Consider the following 14,904-nt stretch of genomic DNA (forward strand, 5'->3'; position numbering starts at 1 on the left):
GATCAAATTTCGTCGGGTCACATGAAACCCCATCACACCCAGCGCAAACGACGGAACAACCACCACTGCCCCAGCGCCACGCAGATCATCAGCAGGCAGGCGACCATGAAACCGTAGGGGCTTGCGGAAAACGGAATGCCGCCGACATTGATACCCAGAAGGCCGGTGAGAAAACTCATCGGCAGGAAAATCCCGGTGACGATACCGAAGCGGTACATGGTGCGGTTCATGCGCACCGAAAGGCGCCGGTCTTCGGCCTCCAGCACAAGCCCCACGCGCTCTCGGGTCAATTCCAGCTCCTCGAGGTAACGGGTCAGGCTGTTGTTCAATTCGTTCCAGTAGTCGCCGTCATCGTCGCAAAACCATGGCAGTTTGAGCCGCGTCATCTGGCCGAAGATGTCCCGCTGTGGCGCCAGGAATCGCTTGAGCCCGGCAGCCCTTCGACGGATGTGCAAAATGGCGTCGTGCTCAGGGGTATACCGTTCGTCGGTATCGAGTTTTTCTTCCTCGGTATCGACGATTTCGGAGAGGCAGGTGACCAGGTCCTGCACCTTATTGGTGAGGTATTGCGCCATGTAGAGGATGAGTTCGGACGCCGTTTTCGGACCCTTGCCCTCGGCCAGCTGCGCCAGCAGCTCATCGGTGGCGCGCAACGGACGCAGGCGCAGGGAGATCACCCGCTGGGCAGACGCAAAGATCCGTACCGACACCATGTCTTCAGGCTCGGCACCCGGGTTGAGGTTGATCCCCCGCAGGAACAGCAGCAGTTCGGCGTTGGGCAACGGCAACAAGCGCGGCCGGGTGTTCTCTTCGAGCAGCAAGTCGCAGTTGAATTCGCTCAGGCCGCTGGATTTGCGCAGCCAGGTGTGGGTTTGCGGATGACTGCGATCCCAGTGCAGCCACAGGCTTTCATGGGCCTGCAACTGCAAATCGTCCAGTTCGGTCCGGGCTATGGAACGCGCGCCGCCTTTACCGTCCAGCACCAGGGCATGCACCAGCCCCCATTGCGCGTTTTCTTCCTCGAACATCCTCATCCCTTATGGCTGTACTGCTTCATTCAGGCATTTTCAGCGGGCTTGGCGAGACGATTACGCCGTTATTGTCCGCATAGACATACTCGCCCGGGCGAAACGTCACGCCGGCAAAGGTCACCGGCACATTGAGCTCGCCGACGCCACGCCGGTCGGTCTTCATCGGGTGACTGGCCAGGGCCTGAACCCCGAGGTCCGTCTGGGCGATGATGTCGACGTCGCGGATGCAACCGTAGACCACCAGCCCTTCCCAGCCGTTTTTCGCGGCTTTTTCCGCCAGCATGTCCCCCAGCAGCGCCCGACGCAGGGAACCGCCGCCATCGACCACCAGCACCTTGCCGTTGCCCTTGAGTTCAACCTGCTCCTTGACCCGCGAGTTGTCCTCGAAGCACTTGATGGTCACGATTTCGCCGCCGAAGGAATCGCGGCCGCCGAAATTGCTGAACATCGGCTCCAACACCTGTACCAGTTCCGGGTAGGCGTCGCACAGGTCGGGCGTGAGGTAATGGTTCATCGAACAACTCCTGAAAGGCTGGAACGTCGGACTGAATGAGCAACCGTTTGTGACTGGAACCGCTTGAAGCGTCATATCTTAGCCGCAAGCCGACCAGAGCGAAATGCCCTTGTCAGAGCCTTCGCCTCAAACCGCCTCGGCCAACTGGGGCTGTTCGGCCAGCAAAGGGGCCTGCTGATCCTTGAGCCAACGCGCCACCAGCGGCCAGACTTCAAGATGCGCAGCCTTGCTGACCAGCATCTCGACGTGACCGAAGTCTTCGGTGAAACCCTGTCCCCGGCCCAGGCAGACAAACTGCTTGTGCTCGGAACCAATCTGATCGAAGAGCTTGCGGCACGCCCAGGTCGGGTCCTGGTGATCGCCTGTGGCACTCACCGCCAACACCGGCAACTGGACATCGGCCAACCCGGCCCACCAGTTCTTCTCGGCATCGCCGAAACGTCCGAACAGGCCGTACCAGCGCATGCTTTCCAGGGCCAGGCCGATGGGCTCGTCCTCGGGGCCGCGCTTGAGCCTTGAACCGGACAATTGAGCAAAACGCTTGAGGATGAAGCGACCGCTCCACTCCACTGGCGGAATCTTCAACGGCCAGTAGGTACGGCTGACCTGGGTACCAAAGAACGCCGCCGAAGCCACCGCCGGCTCGCCCAGGTAATGGCCGCCCAAGGCGGCCGCCAGGGTGATGCCACCCAGGGAGTGACCGATCCAGTGGGGCACTTGCCCACTCTGCTCACGCACGAAGGCGCCAATGGCCGGCAAGTCGTAGCGGGCGTAGTCGGCCACGCGATTGTTGCGATAGCCCTGGTTGCGCTGGGACAACCCATGGCCGCGCATCTCGGGAATCCAGACATCGAACCCCAGGCGTGCCAGGTACGCGCCCAGGCCCAGGCCCTTGGGGGAATACCAGAAACGCCGATTGGAAAAACTGCCGTGCAACAGGATCACCGGGACCCCACGGGTTTCGCAGGCGTCGGCCATGCCCAGCCGGGTGACGGCCAGTTCGACGCTGGCGTCCGGGCTGTTGCCGGGTTTCAAGCGATAGACATCTTCGCTCAGATCACCGCGCCGCTCGGCGCTGATCAGGGCGACAGGAAAGAGGTTGCTGCTGCTTTGCATGATCTTCTTGCACAAAAAAAAGACGACTGTGGGAGCGAGCTTGCTCGCGATGGCGGTGGATCAGCAAAACAATCTTGGCTGACACTCCGCTATCGCGAGCAAGCTCGCTCCCACAAAGGTTACCCGGCTTACATTACCGGTGAGGCCCCTTCACTCGATCAGACCGCCGCCTGACCCTCAGCCAGGAAGAACCAGGTTTCCAACACGGAGTCCGGGTTCAACGAAACGCTTTCGATGCCCTGCTCCATCAGCCACTTGGCCAGGTCCGGGTGGTCCGAAGGGCCCTGGCCGCAGATGCCGATGTACTTGCCAGCCTTGTTGCAGGCGGCGATGGCGTTGGCCAGCAGCTTCTTGACCGCCGGATTCCGCTCGTCGAACAGGTGCGCGATGATCCCGGAGTCGCGGTCCAGGCCCAGGGTCAGCTGGGTCAGGTCGTTGGAACCGATGGAGAAGCCGTCGAAGAACTCGAGGAATTCTTCAGCCAGGATCGCGTTGGACGGCAGCTCGCACATCATGATCACGCGCAGGCCGTTTTCGCCACGGGCCAGGCCGTTTTCCGCCAGCAGGTCGACGACCTGGCTCGCTTCGCCCAGGGTCCGGACGAACGGCACCATGATCTCGACGTTGGTCAGGCCCATCTCGTTGCGCACGCGCTTGAGGGCGCGGCACTCGAGTTCGAAGCAGTCACGGAACGCTTCGCTGATGTAGCGCGAAGCGCCACGGAAGCCCAGCATCGGGTTTTCTTCTTCCGGCTCGTAAAGCTTGCCGCCGATCAGGTTGGCGTATTCGTTGGACTTGAAGTCCGACAGGCGCACGATGACCTTTTTCGGCCAGAACGCTGCGGCCAGGGTGCTGATGCCTTCCACCAGCTTCTCGACGTAGAAACCGACCGGATCGTTGTAACCGGCAATGCGCTTGTCGACGCTGTCCTTGATTTCCTGCGGCAGGCCGTCGTAGTTCAGCAGCGCCTTGGGGTGCACGCCGATCATGCGATTGATGATGAACTCCAGGCGGGCCAGGCCCACGCCAGCGTTCGGCAGCTGCGCGAAGTCGAAGGCGCGGTCCGGGTTGCCGACGTTCATCATGATCTTGAACGGCAGGTCCGGCATGGCGTCCACGGAGTTCTTCTTGATGTCGAAGCCCAGTTCGCCTTCGAAGATGTAGCCGGTATCGCCTTCGGCGCAGGACACGGTCACACCCTGGCCATCCTTGAGCAATTCGGTGGCGTTGCCGCAACCGACCACTGCTGGGATCCCCAGTTCACGGGCGATGATCGCCGCGTGGCAGGTACGCCCGCCGCGGTTGGTGACGATGGCGCTGGCGCGCTTCATCACCGGTTCCCAGTCCGGGTCGGTCATGTCGGAGACCAGTACGTCACCGGCCTGGACCTTGTCCATCTCCGAGACGTCCTTGATGATCCGCACCTTGCCGGCGCCGATGCGCTGGCCGATGGCGCGGCCTTCCACCAGCACGGTGCCGGTTTCCTTGAGCAGGTAGCGCTCCATGACGTTGGCCTGGGTGCGGCTCTTCACGGTTTCCGGGCGGGCTTGCACGATGTACAGCTTGCCGTCGTCACCGTCCTTGGCCCATTCGATGTCCATCGGGCACTTGTAGTGCTGTTCGATGATCATCGCCTGCTTGGCCAGTTCGCTGACTTCGGCGTCACTCAGGCAGAAACGCGCGCGCTCGGCCTTGTCCACGTCGACGGTCTTCACCGAACGACCGGCCTTGGCTTCGTCGCCGTAGATCATCTTGATGGCCTTGCTGCCCAGGTTGCGGCGCAGGATGGCCGGGCGACCGGCTTGCAGCGTGCCTTTGTGGACGTAGAACTCATCCGGGTTCACCGCGCCCTGCACGACGGTTTCACCCAGGCCGTAGGCGCCGGTGATGAACACCACGTCACGGAAGCCCGACTCGGTGTCGAGGGTGAACATCACGCCGGCGGTGCCGGTTTCGGAGCGGACCATGCGCTGCACACCGGCGGACAGGGCAACCAGCTTGTGGTCGAAGCCCTGGTGCACGCGGTAGGAAATGGCACGGTCGTTGAAAAGGGAGGCAAAGACTTCCTTGGCGGCGCGGATGACGTTTTCCACGCCACGAATGTTCAGGAAGGTTTCCTGCTGGCCGGCGAAGGAGGCGTCCGGCAGGTCTTCGGCGGTGGCCGAGGAACGCACGGCGACGGCGATGTCGGGATTACCTTCGGACAGCTTGGCGAAAGCGGTGCGGATCTCGGCGTTCAGTTTCTCGGGGAACTCGGCTTCCATGATCCATTGGCGGATCTGGGCACCAGTCTTGGCCAGGGCATTGACGTCATCGACGTCCAGGGCATCGAGCGCATCGTGGATCTGCTTGTTCAGGCCGCTCAGTTCCAGGAAATCACGATAAGCCTGGGCGGTCGTGGCGAAGCCACCTGGCACCGATACGCCGGCACCGGCGAGGTTGCTGATCATCTCGCCCAGGGATGCGTTCTTGCCCCCCACATGCTCCACATCATGGACGCCGAGCTTATCGAGGGAAACTACGTACTCTACCAAGGTGATCTCTCCACTAACTGTGTTGGAAAAGCTCAAGGCACCGGTGGCTCCAGGGGAGCGATGACCGGCGATATGGCCTGGACCTGGAAAATAAGTGAGAATGCGGACCACTGGCGGCCAGCAAATCGCGCCTATCATATCCAAGAATCGTCACTAGCTCACTAGCTTAAGGCCCAAGGCGCAAATGAAACGATCTGCTTTCTTTATCTCCGACGGCACCGGCATTACGGCCGAAACGCTAGGCCAAAGCCTGTTGGCACAGTTCGAAAACATTACCTTCGCCAAATTCATACGGCCGTACATCGACAGCGTCGACAAGGCGCGGGCCATGGTACAGCAAATCAATAAAGCCGCCGAAACCGACGGTTTCCGCCCGATTATCTTCGATACCATCGTCAATCAGGACATCCGTGAGATTCTCGCAACGTCCAATGGTTTCATGATCGACATTTTTTCCACGTTCCTGGCTCCCCTGGAGCAGGAACTGAGCGAGCATTCCTCCTACTCGGTCGGCAAATCCCACTCCATCGGCCACAACTCCAACTACATGGAGCGGATCGAGGCGGTCAACTTCGCGCTGGACAACGATGACGGCGCGCGCACGCATTATTACGACAAGGCCGACCTGATCCTGGTGGGGGTGTCGCGCTGTGGTAAGACGCCGACGTGTCTGTACATGGCGATGCAGTTCGGCATCCGTGCGGCCAACTACCCGCTGACCGAAGACGACATGGAGCGCCTGCAACTGCCCAGCGCCCTGCGCGCCCACCAGCACAAGCTGTTCGGCCTGACCATCGACCCGGACCGCCTTACCGCGATCCGCAACGAGCGCAAGCCCAACAGCCGCTATTCGAGCTATGCCCAGTGCGAGTTCGAAGTGCGCGAGGTGGAAAACCTGTTCCGGCGGGAGAATATTCCGCACATCAATTCCACGCATTTTTCCGTGGAAGAGATTTCGGCGAAGATCCTGGTGGAGAAAGGGGTGGAGCGGCGGTTCAAGTGAGGTAGAGGCCTGAAGCAAAAACCTGTGGGAGCGAGCTTGCTCGCGATTGCGGTGTGTCAGCCGCATGAATGTTGCCTGACACTCCCCAATCGCGAGCAAGCTCGCTCCCACATTGGTTCTGGTATGACTTCAGGATTTGTATTCCCCCTGCTTTCCTCCTGTGGAAGCTTGCTCCCACAGGTTCTACCTCAATGAGCCACAGCCGCCTGCTCTTCCATCTTCTTGCGCAGGCTCAGCGGGCGCATGTCGGTCCAGACTTCTTCGATGTAGGCCAGGCATTCCTTCTTGAACCCGCTTTTGCCGACGGTGCGCCAGCCTTCTGGGACGACCTTGTAGTCTGGCCAGATCGAATACTGTTCTTCGTGGTTGACCACGACCTGAAAGACGATGTCCTCGCGGTCGAATACTGAAGTCATGGGTGTCTCTCCATCTTTGCTCGAGGTTCGCGGCGGCATCTGCGCAGCCAGGATATGAAAGGAACGTACGGGCCGGGGTGAAAATTAGGCCTCGACGACCGCCGCCTGCAGGGCTCGCCCGAAAATCTCGGCAACCCGGTCGATTTCCGCCTTTGTGATGATCAGCGGTGGCAGGAACCGCACCACGCCGCCTTGCCGGCCACCCAGTTCCAGGATCAGCCCGCGCTTGAGGCATTCACGTTGCAGCTGTGGCGCCAGCCGTGCATGTACCGGCGGATGGCCCAGGGCGTCAGGCTTACCCGCCGGATCCACCAGTTCGACGCCGAGCATCAACCCGCGACCGCGGATATCGCCCAGTTGCGGGAAGTCTCGCTGCAGGATGCGCAGGTGCTCGCTCAAGCGTTCACCCATGGCCGCGGCGTGGGCCGGCAGGTCGTGCTCCTGCAGATAGCGCATCACTGCGGAACCGGCGGCCATGGCCATCTGATTGCCACGGAAGGTCCCGGCGTGAGCGCCCGGCAGCCAGGTGTCGAGCCAATCGCGATAAACCACCACCGCCAGGGGCAGGCTGCCACCGATGGCCTTGGACAGCACGACCACGTCCGGGATGATCCCGGCGTGCTCGAACGCAAACATCTTGCCGGTACGGCCAAAGCCGCTCTGGATTTCGTCGACGATCAACGCCACCCCCGCCTGCTCGGTGATCCGCCGCAAACCGCGTAGCCAGTCCAGATCAGCGGGAATCACCCCGCCCTCGCCCTGCACCACTTCGACGATGACGGCTGCCGGCAATTGCACGCCGGCCTCGGGGTCATTCAGCAGGTTTTCCAGGTAATGCAGATTGGCCTTCACGCCTTCGACACCACCCAGTCCGAACGGGCAGCGGTAATCGTAGGGATAGGGCATGAACTGCACGCCGCTGCTGAGCAAGGCGCCCAAGGGTTTCTTCGGCCCCAGGCTGCCCATCAGGCTCAACGCCCCTTGGCTCATGCCGTGATAACCGCCCTGGAACGACAGCACGGTGCTGCGGCCGGTGGCGGTGCGTACCAGCTTGAGGGCGGCTTCCACCGCGTCGGTGCCGGTGGGGCCGCAGAACTGGATCTTCGCCTCGGCGGCCAGCTCTGCCGGCAACAAGCCGAACAGGTCCTGGACAAAACGGTCCTTGACCGGCGTGGTCAGGTCCAGGGTATGCAAGGGCAGCTCATCGGCCAGCACCTGCTGGATCGCTTCGATCACCACCGGATGGTTATGCCCCAGCGCCAAGGTGCCGGCGCCGGCCAGGCAGTCGATGAAGGTGCGACCCTCGACGTCCTCGACATACAGCCCCTTGGCACGCTTGAGGGCCAGGGGAATCCGCCTTGGGTAGCTGCGGGCGTTGGACTCCTGCCGATTCTGGCGGGCCAGCAGCGGCGACTCATTGAACTGGTAGAGCGTCTCGACCGGCGCAGGGCTGACCCGGGCCGGCTGTGCTTCGATAAGACTGTTGGCGACTGACATCCCTCGACCCCGCAATACACTGAAGTAATGACCCAACGACACACCGCACAGGTGCATCTCCGGTCGGAGCGCACATGCAGGTTTCCTGTTGTGGAAACGCATCAGCAACGCAGGGATTTACTCTCGGGCAGAACTTTGCGGGTCGACGCGATCAGTGGCTTGTTCATGAAGCCTGTGGGAGCAAAGCTTGCTCGCGATGCAGGCACCTCGGCCTGACTGTCGGCCAAGGTGATGCCATCGCGAGCAAGCTTTGCTCCCACAGAGCCGTTGCACAGGCCATTGTTGGAGTGAATCAGGCCGGTAACACCTGCACCGGCACCGTCAACTCGACCCGCAACCCATCCGGGCGCGTGTCGAAATGCAGGCCGCAGCCGCAACGCTGGACGATGGCCTGGACGATCGCCAGCCCCAGTCCGCAGCCGGTGCTCTGGCCATTGCGCCAGAAGCGCTGGGTCAGGTGCTGGATGTCGTCGGCGGCGATGCCGGGGCCGTGGTCGCGGACCTGGAAGCGCACGCGCTGGCCGACCATCTCCAGGCTCAACTCCACATCGGTATCGTCCGGGGTATGGCGCAGGGCGTTATCCAGCAGGTTGCGCAAGGCGGCGATGGAGAGCACCGCCGGCATCTGCACCGGTGCATCGGACAACCCTGGGGATACGTGCAGCCTGATCCGCCGCGAATCACTGCTGACTGCATCCTGGATCGCCAGTCGGGCGACCTGCTCGGCGTTGCATTGCACGCCATCGTCGAACGACAGGCTGCCTTCGACCCGCGCCAGCAACAGCAACTGTTCGAGTGTGCGGTGCATGCGGTCGGCGCCCTCCTCGGCCCGAGCCAGGGACTGGTCGCGGGCGGCGCCTTCGGTCATGCGCGCCACTTGCAGGTGCGTCTTGATCGCGGTCAGCGGGCTGCGCAGCTCGTGGGCGGCGTCGCCGGTCAGCCGGCGCTCACGCTCGATGGTCTTGCCGATGCGCTGGAACAACTGGTTCTGGGTCTCCAGCAGCGGTCGCAATTCGCTGGGCAGTGGATGGATCTGCAAGGGCTCCAGGGAATCGGCGCTACGCCGCATCAGCGCATCGCGAATGCGATTGAGCGGTGCCAGGCCCTGGCCAATGCCGAGCCACAACAGGCACAGGCAACCGAGCAGCGCCACGCCCACCGGCACCGAGGCGGCCAACAGTATCGACATGTTCAGGGCTTCGCGTTCGATCTGGCGGTCGGCGGTGGTGATGCGCAAATCGCCCCGGGCCAGGGTGAAGCTGCGCCAGGGCGCGCCGTCGATCATCTGGTCGTGGAAGCCCATTTTCTCGGCTTCCAGGGTTTGTTCCGGAGTGCCGTGGCTGCGGGCGAGAATTTCGCCGCGCAAGGAACTGACCTGACAGGCCATGCCGCCTGGAATGCTCAATTGTTCGGAGCTCAAATGCGTGCCGTCGCCCTTGCTCGGCAACGGTGGCATCTGTTCCAGCAACCCGGCGACCATCCGCGCCGAAGCCACCAGGCGCTGGTCGAGGGAAAACATCATCTGGTTGCGCAGGTCACTGAGCATCCACGCCGCGGCCAGGGCCCAGATCAGGGCAAAGGCCGCGCCGAGGGTCAGGCTCAGGCGCAGTCGCAGGCTCATCACTTGGAAGACTCTCCACCTTCGGCCGGCCCCAGGCGATAGCCCAGGCCACGCACGGTCTCGACAATCCCGTTACCCAACTTGCGCCGCAGGTGATGGATATGGACGTTGAGGGCGTTGCTTTCCAGTTCGTCGTTGAACCCGTAGACGCTGTCCTTGAGCTGTTCAGTGGACAGCACCCGGCCGCGACTGTGCAACAGTGCCTGCAACAGCGATTGCTCGCGCCGGGACAGATCCACCGGTTGGCCGTCCAGGGTGGTTTCCCGACTGCTGGGGTCATAGGTCAGGCGACCGTGTTCGATCAGGTTGACGCTGCGCCCCGCCACGCGCCGCAGCAACGTGTGCAGGCGCGCCGCAAGTTCGCGCAGGTCGAAGGGTTTGAGCAGGTAGTCATCGGCGCCGGCCTGCAAGCCGTCGACCCGGTCGGTCACCGAGTCCCGGGCGGTGAGGATCAGCACCGGCGTCTCCAGCCCCTGCTGACGCAACTGCCTGAGCAGTTTGAGACCGTCCTCGTCGGGCAATCCCAAGTCCAGCACCATGACATCGAATTCCGCCACGCCGACCATCGCCCGCGCCGCCGATGCAGTGGCGACGTGCTCGACGGTCAGGCCCTGCGCCGCAAGACCGGCAACGATCCCGCTGGCAATCAACTCATCGTCTTCGCAGACCAGTACGCGCATGGTAAGCCCCGTGGAAAAAGGTACATTAGGCCGCCGGCCGATTAAGCCGACATTATGCGACGAGTACGGCCAACATGGGCGATCATTGGCGCCTGCCGGCCGTCGTCGGGTTAATCGACGGTTAATCGCCAGCCGCCATTGTGTTTTCCACTTGCTTCGTTCTAAGGCTTTATCCATGCGTCGATTGTTTTTGCTGTGGCTGTTCCTGATCTCGGGCCTGGCCCAGGCCGCCAATCCCTTCGAGACCAAACCCGATTTCCTGCCGGTGGAAAAGGCGTTCGTGTTTACCTCCGAACGCCTGGACTCCGGTGAAACCCAGCTGTTCTGGCAGATCGCCGATGGGTACTACCTGTACCAGCAGCGCCTCAAGTTCGATGGCCTGGCCGAGGCGCAGAAACCCAAGCTGCCGGAGGGTGAAGCCCACAGCGACGAGTTTTTCGGCGACCAGCAGGTCTATCGCCAGGCGCTGGAGCTGAAGATTCCGGCCGGTGCCACGGGCAAGATCAAGGTCGGCTTCCAAGGCTGCGCCGACGCCGGCCTGTGTTATCCACCCCAGACCCAAGTGGTCGACCTGGGGGGCAGCGCACCGGTGGCGGCCAGCGGCGAGGCGCCGGACCAGGCCCTGGCCAGCGGCCTGCAACAACGGGCCTTGGGCTGGAGCCTGCTGGTGTTCTTCGGCCTGGGCCTGCTGCTGGCGTTCACCCCCTGTTCGCTGCCGATGCTGCCGATTTTGGCCGGGCTGGTGGTGGGCAGCGGTGCCGGGCCGAGACGCGGCCTGGCCTTGGCCGGCAGCTACGTGATCAGCATGGCCCTGGTTTACGCCGCCATGGGTGTGCTCGCCGCGCTGTTGGGGGCCAATCTTCAGGCGCTGCTGCAACAACCGTGGCTGCTGGGCAGCTTCGCGGCCGTGTTCGTGTTGCTGGCACTGCCGATGTTCGGCTTCTTCGAATTGCAATTGCCGGCCGCCCTGCGTGACCGCCTGGAAAACGCCGGGCGCCAGCAGCGCGGTGGCAGCCTGGTAGGCGCCGGTATTCTCGGGGCGCTGTCCGGCCTGTTGGTGGGCCCGTGCATGACCGCGCCGCTGGCTGGCGCGCTGTTGTATATCGCCCAGAGCGGCAATGCGCTGCACGGCGGGCTGATCCTGTTCACCATGGGCATCGGCATGGGCCTGCCACTGTTGCTGTTGGTGACCGTGGGCAACCGCTTCCTGCCCAAGCCCGGTGCCTGGATGGACCTGCTCAAGGGCGTGTTCGGCTTCCTGTTCCTGGGCACCGCGCTGCTGATGATTCGTCCGATCATCGACGGTTCGTTGTGGGTCGGCCTGTGGGGCGTGCTGATGTTGATTGCCGCCTACAGCGCCTGGCGCCAGACCGAAGGGTTCGGCCGCATCGCCTATGTCTGCGGCAGCGCCTCGTTGCTGTTCGGCCTGTGGGGCAGCCTGCTGGTGATTGGCGCAGCAGGCGGCGGCGATGACTTCTTCCAACCCCTGAAGGTCTACGCCGGCACCGAAGGCCGCGCGACCGTCAGTGCCCACGATGCGTTCGTCACGGTCAACGAGCCCGCCACCCTGCAACGGGAACTGGATGCCGCCAAGGCCCAGGGCCAGTGGGTGCTGCTGGACTACTACGCCGATTGGTGCGTGTCCTGCAAGATCATGGAAAAACAGGTCTTCGGCCGCAGCGAAGTGCTCGACGCCCTGAGCGGTGTGCGCCTGCTGCGCCTGGACGTCACCGCCGACAGCCCTGCCAGCCGCGAACTGCTGGGCCGTTACCAAGTGCCGGGGCCGCCGAGCCTGCTGTGGATCGGCGCCGACGGTGAAGAGCGCCGCAGCCAGCGGATCACCGGGGAAGTCGACGCCAAGGCGTTCCTGGAGCGCTGGAACCTCACCCGGGACGCGCGCTGATGCTGACGTTTACCTTGGGCACCTTTGCCATCGCCCTCAACCACCTGTTGCTCATCAGCGCCCTGGCGCTGGCGACCTTCGTGGGCTGGCGAGTGGCCAAGCGCGGTGGCGAAAACCCCGAGTCGGTGCTGTTCGTGCTGTTTCTACTGGGCCTGCTGGCCGCACGGATCGGCTTCGTCGTCGCCTATTGGCAACATTACCGGGACGACCCGTGGCAGATCGTCGACCTGCGCGACGGTGGCTTCCTGGCCTGGCCGGGCATCGTGGCGCTGCTGATTGGCGCCTTGCTGTGGGCCCGGCGCCGTCCGCCCCTGCGCCGGCCATTGGGCTTTGGCGTCGGCAGCGGCTTGCTGTTCTGGCTGGTGGCGACCCTGTCATTGACGATTTATGAACAAGGCACCCGGCTGCCGGACATCACCCTGCGCACCGCCGACGGCGCGACCGTGAAACTCACCGATTACCAGGGCGGCCCCCTGGTGATCAATCTATGGGCCACCTGGTGCCCGCCCTGCCGGCGTGAAATGCCGGTGCTCGAAGAAGCCCAGCAACAACGTCCAGACCTGACCTTCCTGTTCGTCAATCAGGCCGAAAGCATGCAAAGCGTCAGCACCTACCTCGCCACCCAAGGCCTGAGCCTGGACAACGTGTTGTTCGATGGCAGCGGTCGTCTCGGCCAGGCTGTCGGCTCCATGGCCCTGCCGACGACCCTGTTCTACAGCGCCGATGGCCGCCTGCTGGGCAGCCACCTGGGGGAATTGTCGGAAGCGAGCCTGGCTCGCGCCCTGGAAAACTTCGAAACGCCGGACTCGTCCACGACGCCCCACTCCGCCACAAGGAAAACGCCATGCCCCGCCTCCGCCACCTGCTGACCCTGGCCGTTGCCGCCGCACTGTCGCAGGCCCCGCTGCTCCAGGCCGAAGAATTGCCCGCAGCCATCAAGAAGATCGAAGCCAAGGGCGCAAAAATCGTTGGCACCTTCGACGCGCCGGACGGCTTGCGCGGTTACGCGGCGCAATACCAGAACCGTGGCATGGCGCTGTACCTGACCCCGGATGGGCAACACGTCCTGCTGGGCAACCTGTACGACGCCGACGGCAAGGACCTGAGCGCCGAGCCACTGCAAAAACTGGTTTATGCACCGATGGCCAAGGCCATCTGGGCGAAGATGGAGGGCAGCAACTGGATCGCCGACGGCAACAAGGACGCACCGCGCACGGTGTACCTGTTCAGCGATCCGAACTGCCCGTACTGCAACATGTTCTGGGAACAGGCACGGCCCTGGGTCAAGGCCGGCAAGGTGCAGTTGCGTCACATCATGGTGGGCATCATCCGCGAAGACAGCCCGGGTAAATCCGCTGCCTTGCTGGCGGCCAAGGACCCGGAAAAAGCCCTGGCCGAGCATGAAAAGGCCGGCAAGGGCAGCCCGCTCAAACCGCTCAAGGACATACCGCCGGCCATCCAGGCGAAACTGGACGCCAACCAGCAGTTGATGGACGAACTGGAACTGTCCGCCACCCCGGCAATTTTCTATCTGGATGAAAAAGGCGAACTGCAACAACAGCAAGGCGCGCCGTCACCGGACAAACTGGCGAAGATTCTCGGGCCCAAGTGACTGGCCTCCACTGCAGACCCCTTGTGGGAGCGAGCTTGCTCGCGATAGCGGCAGATCAGTCAGCATTGATATGACAGACACACCGCAATCGCGAGCAAGCTCGCTCCCACAGGGGCTTTGCATCGGTCACAAAATCCCTGTTCGCGATGACGGCGGATCAGTTGCGCAATAACCCCAGCAATGTCCGATTCACGAATTCAGGGTTCTCCAGGTTGGAGATGTGCCCCGCCTCCGGAATCAGTATATGTGGGCAACCGATCAACTCGGCCATCTCCATGGACTCGGACGGCGGACGCGGTTTGTCCTGGTCGCCACACATCACCACCGTGCGCTTGGCATCCAGTTCATGCAGGCGCGGCAGGATGTCGTCCCGACCGAAAATGATCCGCCCCAGCGGCACGATACTGTCGCGCAGGCGATCGGTCGGCAACGCGGCCAGCGCGGCGCGAAACTGCTGATAGAGCGCCGACTGCGGGTCGATCCCCGGCCGGAAGAAGATTGGCACGATGATGTCCAGCAACGGCTCGGGAACGCTGCCGCTGGCTTCGATCTTGTCGAACAACGAGAAGTAGTACTGGCGGGTCGGTTCCGGCTCGACACCGACGTAGGTGTCCATCAATACCAGCGACAGCACGCGCTCAGGCGCCGCCAGCGCCAGCCGTGCCCCCCACATCCCGCCCACTGAGAGCCCGAGCAGGTTGAAACAGTCGATGCCCAGGTGATCCATCAATGCCAATGCCTGACGAGCCAGGTCGTCCAGGGAGGTCATGCCCTCAGGCAAACGCCCGGACTGGCCGTGCCCCCACAAGTCCAGGGCGATGACCCGGTAATGTTGGGACAACACCTCGATCTGCGGCGCCCACATGGTGTGGTCCCACAGATAGCTGCTGCCCAGCAGCACCACCGGGCCCTGGCCTTGGTCCAGGTAGTGAAGCGGTTGTCCGTCAATGATTGAAAAGGGCATGGGTGACCTCCTT

At 62.9% G+C, this 14,904-nt stretch carries 13 protein-coding genes; 4 read left to right on the top strand and 9 right to left on the bottom strand.

The genetic code is table 11. The annotated features are described in order from the left end of the window. Nucleotides 1-32: 32 nt before the first annotated feature. From F7R20_RS05485 to ppsA, 4 genes are all read right to left on the bottom strand, one after another. On the bottom strand, nucleotides 33-1,028 hold the full coding sequence (locus F7R20_RS05485) for a zinc transporter ZntB (RefSeq protein WP_003199519.1): 996 nt from the start codon (nucleotides 1,026-1,028) through the stop codon (nucleotides 33-35). A 25-nt stretch (nucleotides 1,029-1,053) separates the two neighbouring features. After that, nucleotides 1,054-1,545 (bottom strand): ribonuclease E activity regulator RraA, encoded by a 492-nt coding sequence (gene rraA, locus F7R20_RS05490; RefSeq protein WP_003199517.1) that lies wholly within the window; start codon nucleotides 1,543-1,545, stop codon nucleotides 1,054-1,056. Nucleotides 1,546-1,671: 126 nt separating this feature from the next. Beyond that, a complete protein-coding gene (locus F7R20_RS05495) occupies nucleotides 1,672-2,661 on the bottom strand; it encodes an alpha/beta fold hydrolase (RefSeq protein WP_003199516.1) in 990 nt (329 codons plus the stop codon). A gap of 158 nt (nucleotides 2,662-2,819) precedes the next feature. Further along, the gene (gene ppsA, locus F7R20_RS05500; protein WP_003199513.1) at nucleotides 2,820-5,195 is read right to left on the bottom strand and encodes a phosphoenolpyruvate synthase; all 2,376 of its coding nucleotides are present in this window, start codon (nucleotides 5,193-5,195) and stop codon (nucleotides 2,820-2,822) included. A gap of 184 nt (nucleotides 5,196-5,379) precedes the next feature. Between ppsA and ppsR the strand changes: the two genes are divergently transcribed. Continuing rightward, on the top strand, nucleotides 5,380-6,198 hold the full coding sequence (gene ppsR / locus F7R20_RS05510) for a posphoenolpyruvate synthetase regulatory kinase/phosphorylase PpsR (protein WP_003199510.1): 819 nt from the start codon (nucleotides 5,380-5,382) through the stop codon (nucleotides 6,196-6,198). A 188-nt stretch (nucleotides 6,199-6,386) separates the two neighbouring features. Here ppsR and F7R20_RS05520 read toward each other — a convergent pair whose 3' ends face one another. The 4 genes from F7R20_RS05520 to F7R20_RS05535 all read right to left on the bottom strand — a co-directional run bounded on the left by F7R20_RS05520 (nucleotide 6,387) and on the right by F7R20_RS05535 (nucleotide 10,412). Beyond that, on the bottom strand, nucleotides 6,387-6,614 hold the full coding sequence (locus F7R20_RS05520) for an MbtH family protein (protein WP_003199508.1): 228 nt from the start codon (nucleotides 6,612-6,614) through the stop codon (nucleotides 6,387-6,389). Nucleotides 6,615-6,698: 84 nt separating this feature from the next. Further along, nucleotides 6,699-8,111 (bottom strand): aspartate aminotransferase family protein, encoded by a 1,413-nt coding sequence (locus F7R20_RS05525; RefSeq protein WP_003199506.1) that lies wholly within the window; start codon nucleotides 8,109-8,111, stop codon nucleotides 6,699-6,701. Nucleotides 8,112-8,403: 292 nt separating this feature from the next. Next, nucleotides 8,404-9,735, bottom strand: coding sequence for an ATP-binding protein (locus tag F7R20_RS05530; protein WP_013692603.1), 1,332 nt, complete (start codon nucleotides 9,733-9,735; stop codon nucleotides 8,404-8,406). Then, nucleotides 9,732-10,412 (bottom strand): response regulator, encoded by a 681-nt coding sequence (locus tag F7R20_RS05535; RefSeq protein ID WP_003199502.1) that lies wholly within the window; start codon nucleotides 10,410-10,412, stop codon nucleotides 9,732-9,734. Before F7R20_RS05535 ends, F7R20_RS05530 begins: the two co-directional genes overlap by 4 nt. Nucleotides 10,413-10,587: 175 nt before the next feature. On the opposite strand from F7R20_RS05535, the gene dsbD reads away from it, so the two are divergent. Genes dsbD through dsbG form a run of 3 tightly spaced genes read left to right on the top strand, consistent with a single transcriptional unit; the run spans nucleotide 10,588 to nucleotide 13,927 of the window. Further along, entirely contained in the window at nucleotides 10,588-12,315 is a 1,728-nt protein-coding gene (gene dsbD, locus F7R20_RS05540) for a protein-disulfide reductase DsbD (protein WP_003199501.1), read from the top strand. Next, complete coding sequence (locus F7R20_RS05545; RefSeq protein ID WP_003199499.1) at nucleotides 12,315-13,184, top strand: TlpA disulfide reductase family protein; 870 nt, start codon at nucleotides 12,315-12,317, stop codon at nucleotides 13,182-13,184. The genes dsbD and F7R20_RS05545 overlap by 1 nt, the downstream gene beginning before the upstream one ends. Next, nucleotides 13,160-13,927 (top strand): thiol:disulfide interchange protein DsbG, encoded by a 768-nt coding sequence (dsbG, locus tag F7R20_RS05550; protein WP_003199498.1) that lies wholly within the window; start codon nucleotides 13,160-13,162, stop codon nucleotides 13,925-13,927. The genes F7R20_RS05545 and dsbG overlap by 25 nt, the downstream gene beginning before the upstream one ends. Before the next feature lie 157 nt (nucleotides 13,928-14,084). On the opposite strand, the gene F7R20_RS05560 is transcribed toward dsbG, so the two are convergent. Then, a complete protein-coding gene (locus tag F7R20_RS05560; RefSeq protein ID WP_003199496.1) occupies nucleotides 14,085-14,891 on the bottom strand; it encodes an alpha/beta fold hydrolase in 807 nt (268 codons plus the stop codon). Nucleotides 14,892-14,904: the final 13 nt, after the last annotated feature.

Origin of the sequence: Pseudomonas brassicacearum subsp. brassicacearum (assembly GCF_008801605.1) — a bacterium.
Taxonomy (GTDB): domain Bacteria; phylum Pseudomonadota; class Gammaproteobacteria; order Pseudomonadales; family Pseudomonadaceae; genus Aquipseudomonas; species Aquipseudomonas brassicacearum.

Coding starts and splice junctions, on each gene's coding strand:
- dsbD (WP_003199501.1), top strand. CDS start 10,588: ATGCGTCGATTGTTTTTGCTGTGGCTGTTCCTGATCTCGGGCCTGGCC.
- F7R20_RS05545 (WP_003199499.1), top strand. CDS start 12,315: ATGCTGACGTTTACCTTGGGCACCTTTGCCATCGCCCTCAACCACCTG.
- rraA (WP_003199517.1), bottom strand. CDS start 1,545: ATGAACCATTACCTCACGCCCGACCTGTGCGACGCCTACCCGGAACTG.
- F7R20_RS05535 (WP_003199502.1), bottom strand. CDS start 10,412: ATGCGCGTACTGGTCTGCGAAGACGATGAGTTGATTGCCAGCGGGATC.
- F7R20_RS05495 (WP_003199516.1), bottom strand. CDS start 2,661: ATGCAAAGCAGCAGCAACCTCTTTCCTGTCGCCCTGATCAGCGCCGAG.
- F7R20_RS05560 (WP_003199496.1), bottom strand. CDS start 14,891: ATGCCCTTTTCAATCATTGACGGACAACCGCTTCACTACCTGGACCAA.
- F7R20_RS05485 (WP_003199519.1), bottom strand. CDS start 1,028: ATGTTCGAGGAAGAAAACGCGCAATGGGGGCTGGTGCATGCCCTGGTG.
- dsbG (WP_003199498.1), top strand. CDS start 13,160: ATGCCCCGCCTCCGCCACCTGCTGACCCTGGCCGTTGCCGCCGCACTG.
- F7R20_RS05520 (WP_003199508.1), bottom strand. CDS start 6,614: ATGACTTCAGTATTCGACCGCGAGGACATCGTCTTTCAGGTCGTGGTC.
- F7R20_RS05525 (WP_003199506.1), bottom strand. CDS start 8,111: ATGTCAGTCGCCAACAGTCTTATCGAAGCACAGCCGGCCCGGGTCAGC.
- ppsR (WP_003199510.1), top strand. CDS start 5,380: ATGAAACGATCTGCTTTCTTTATCTCCGACGGCACCGGCATTACGGCC.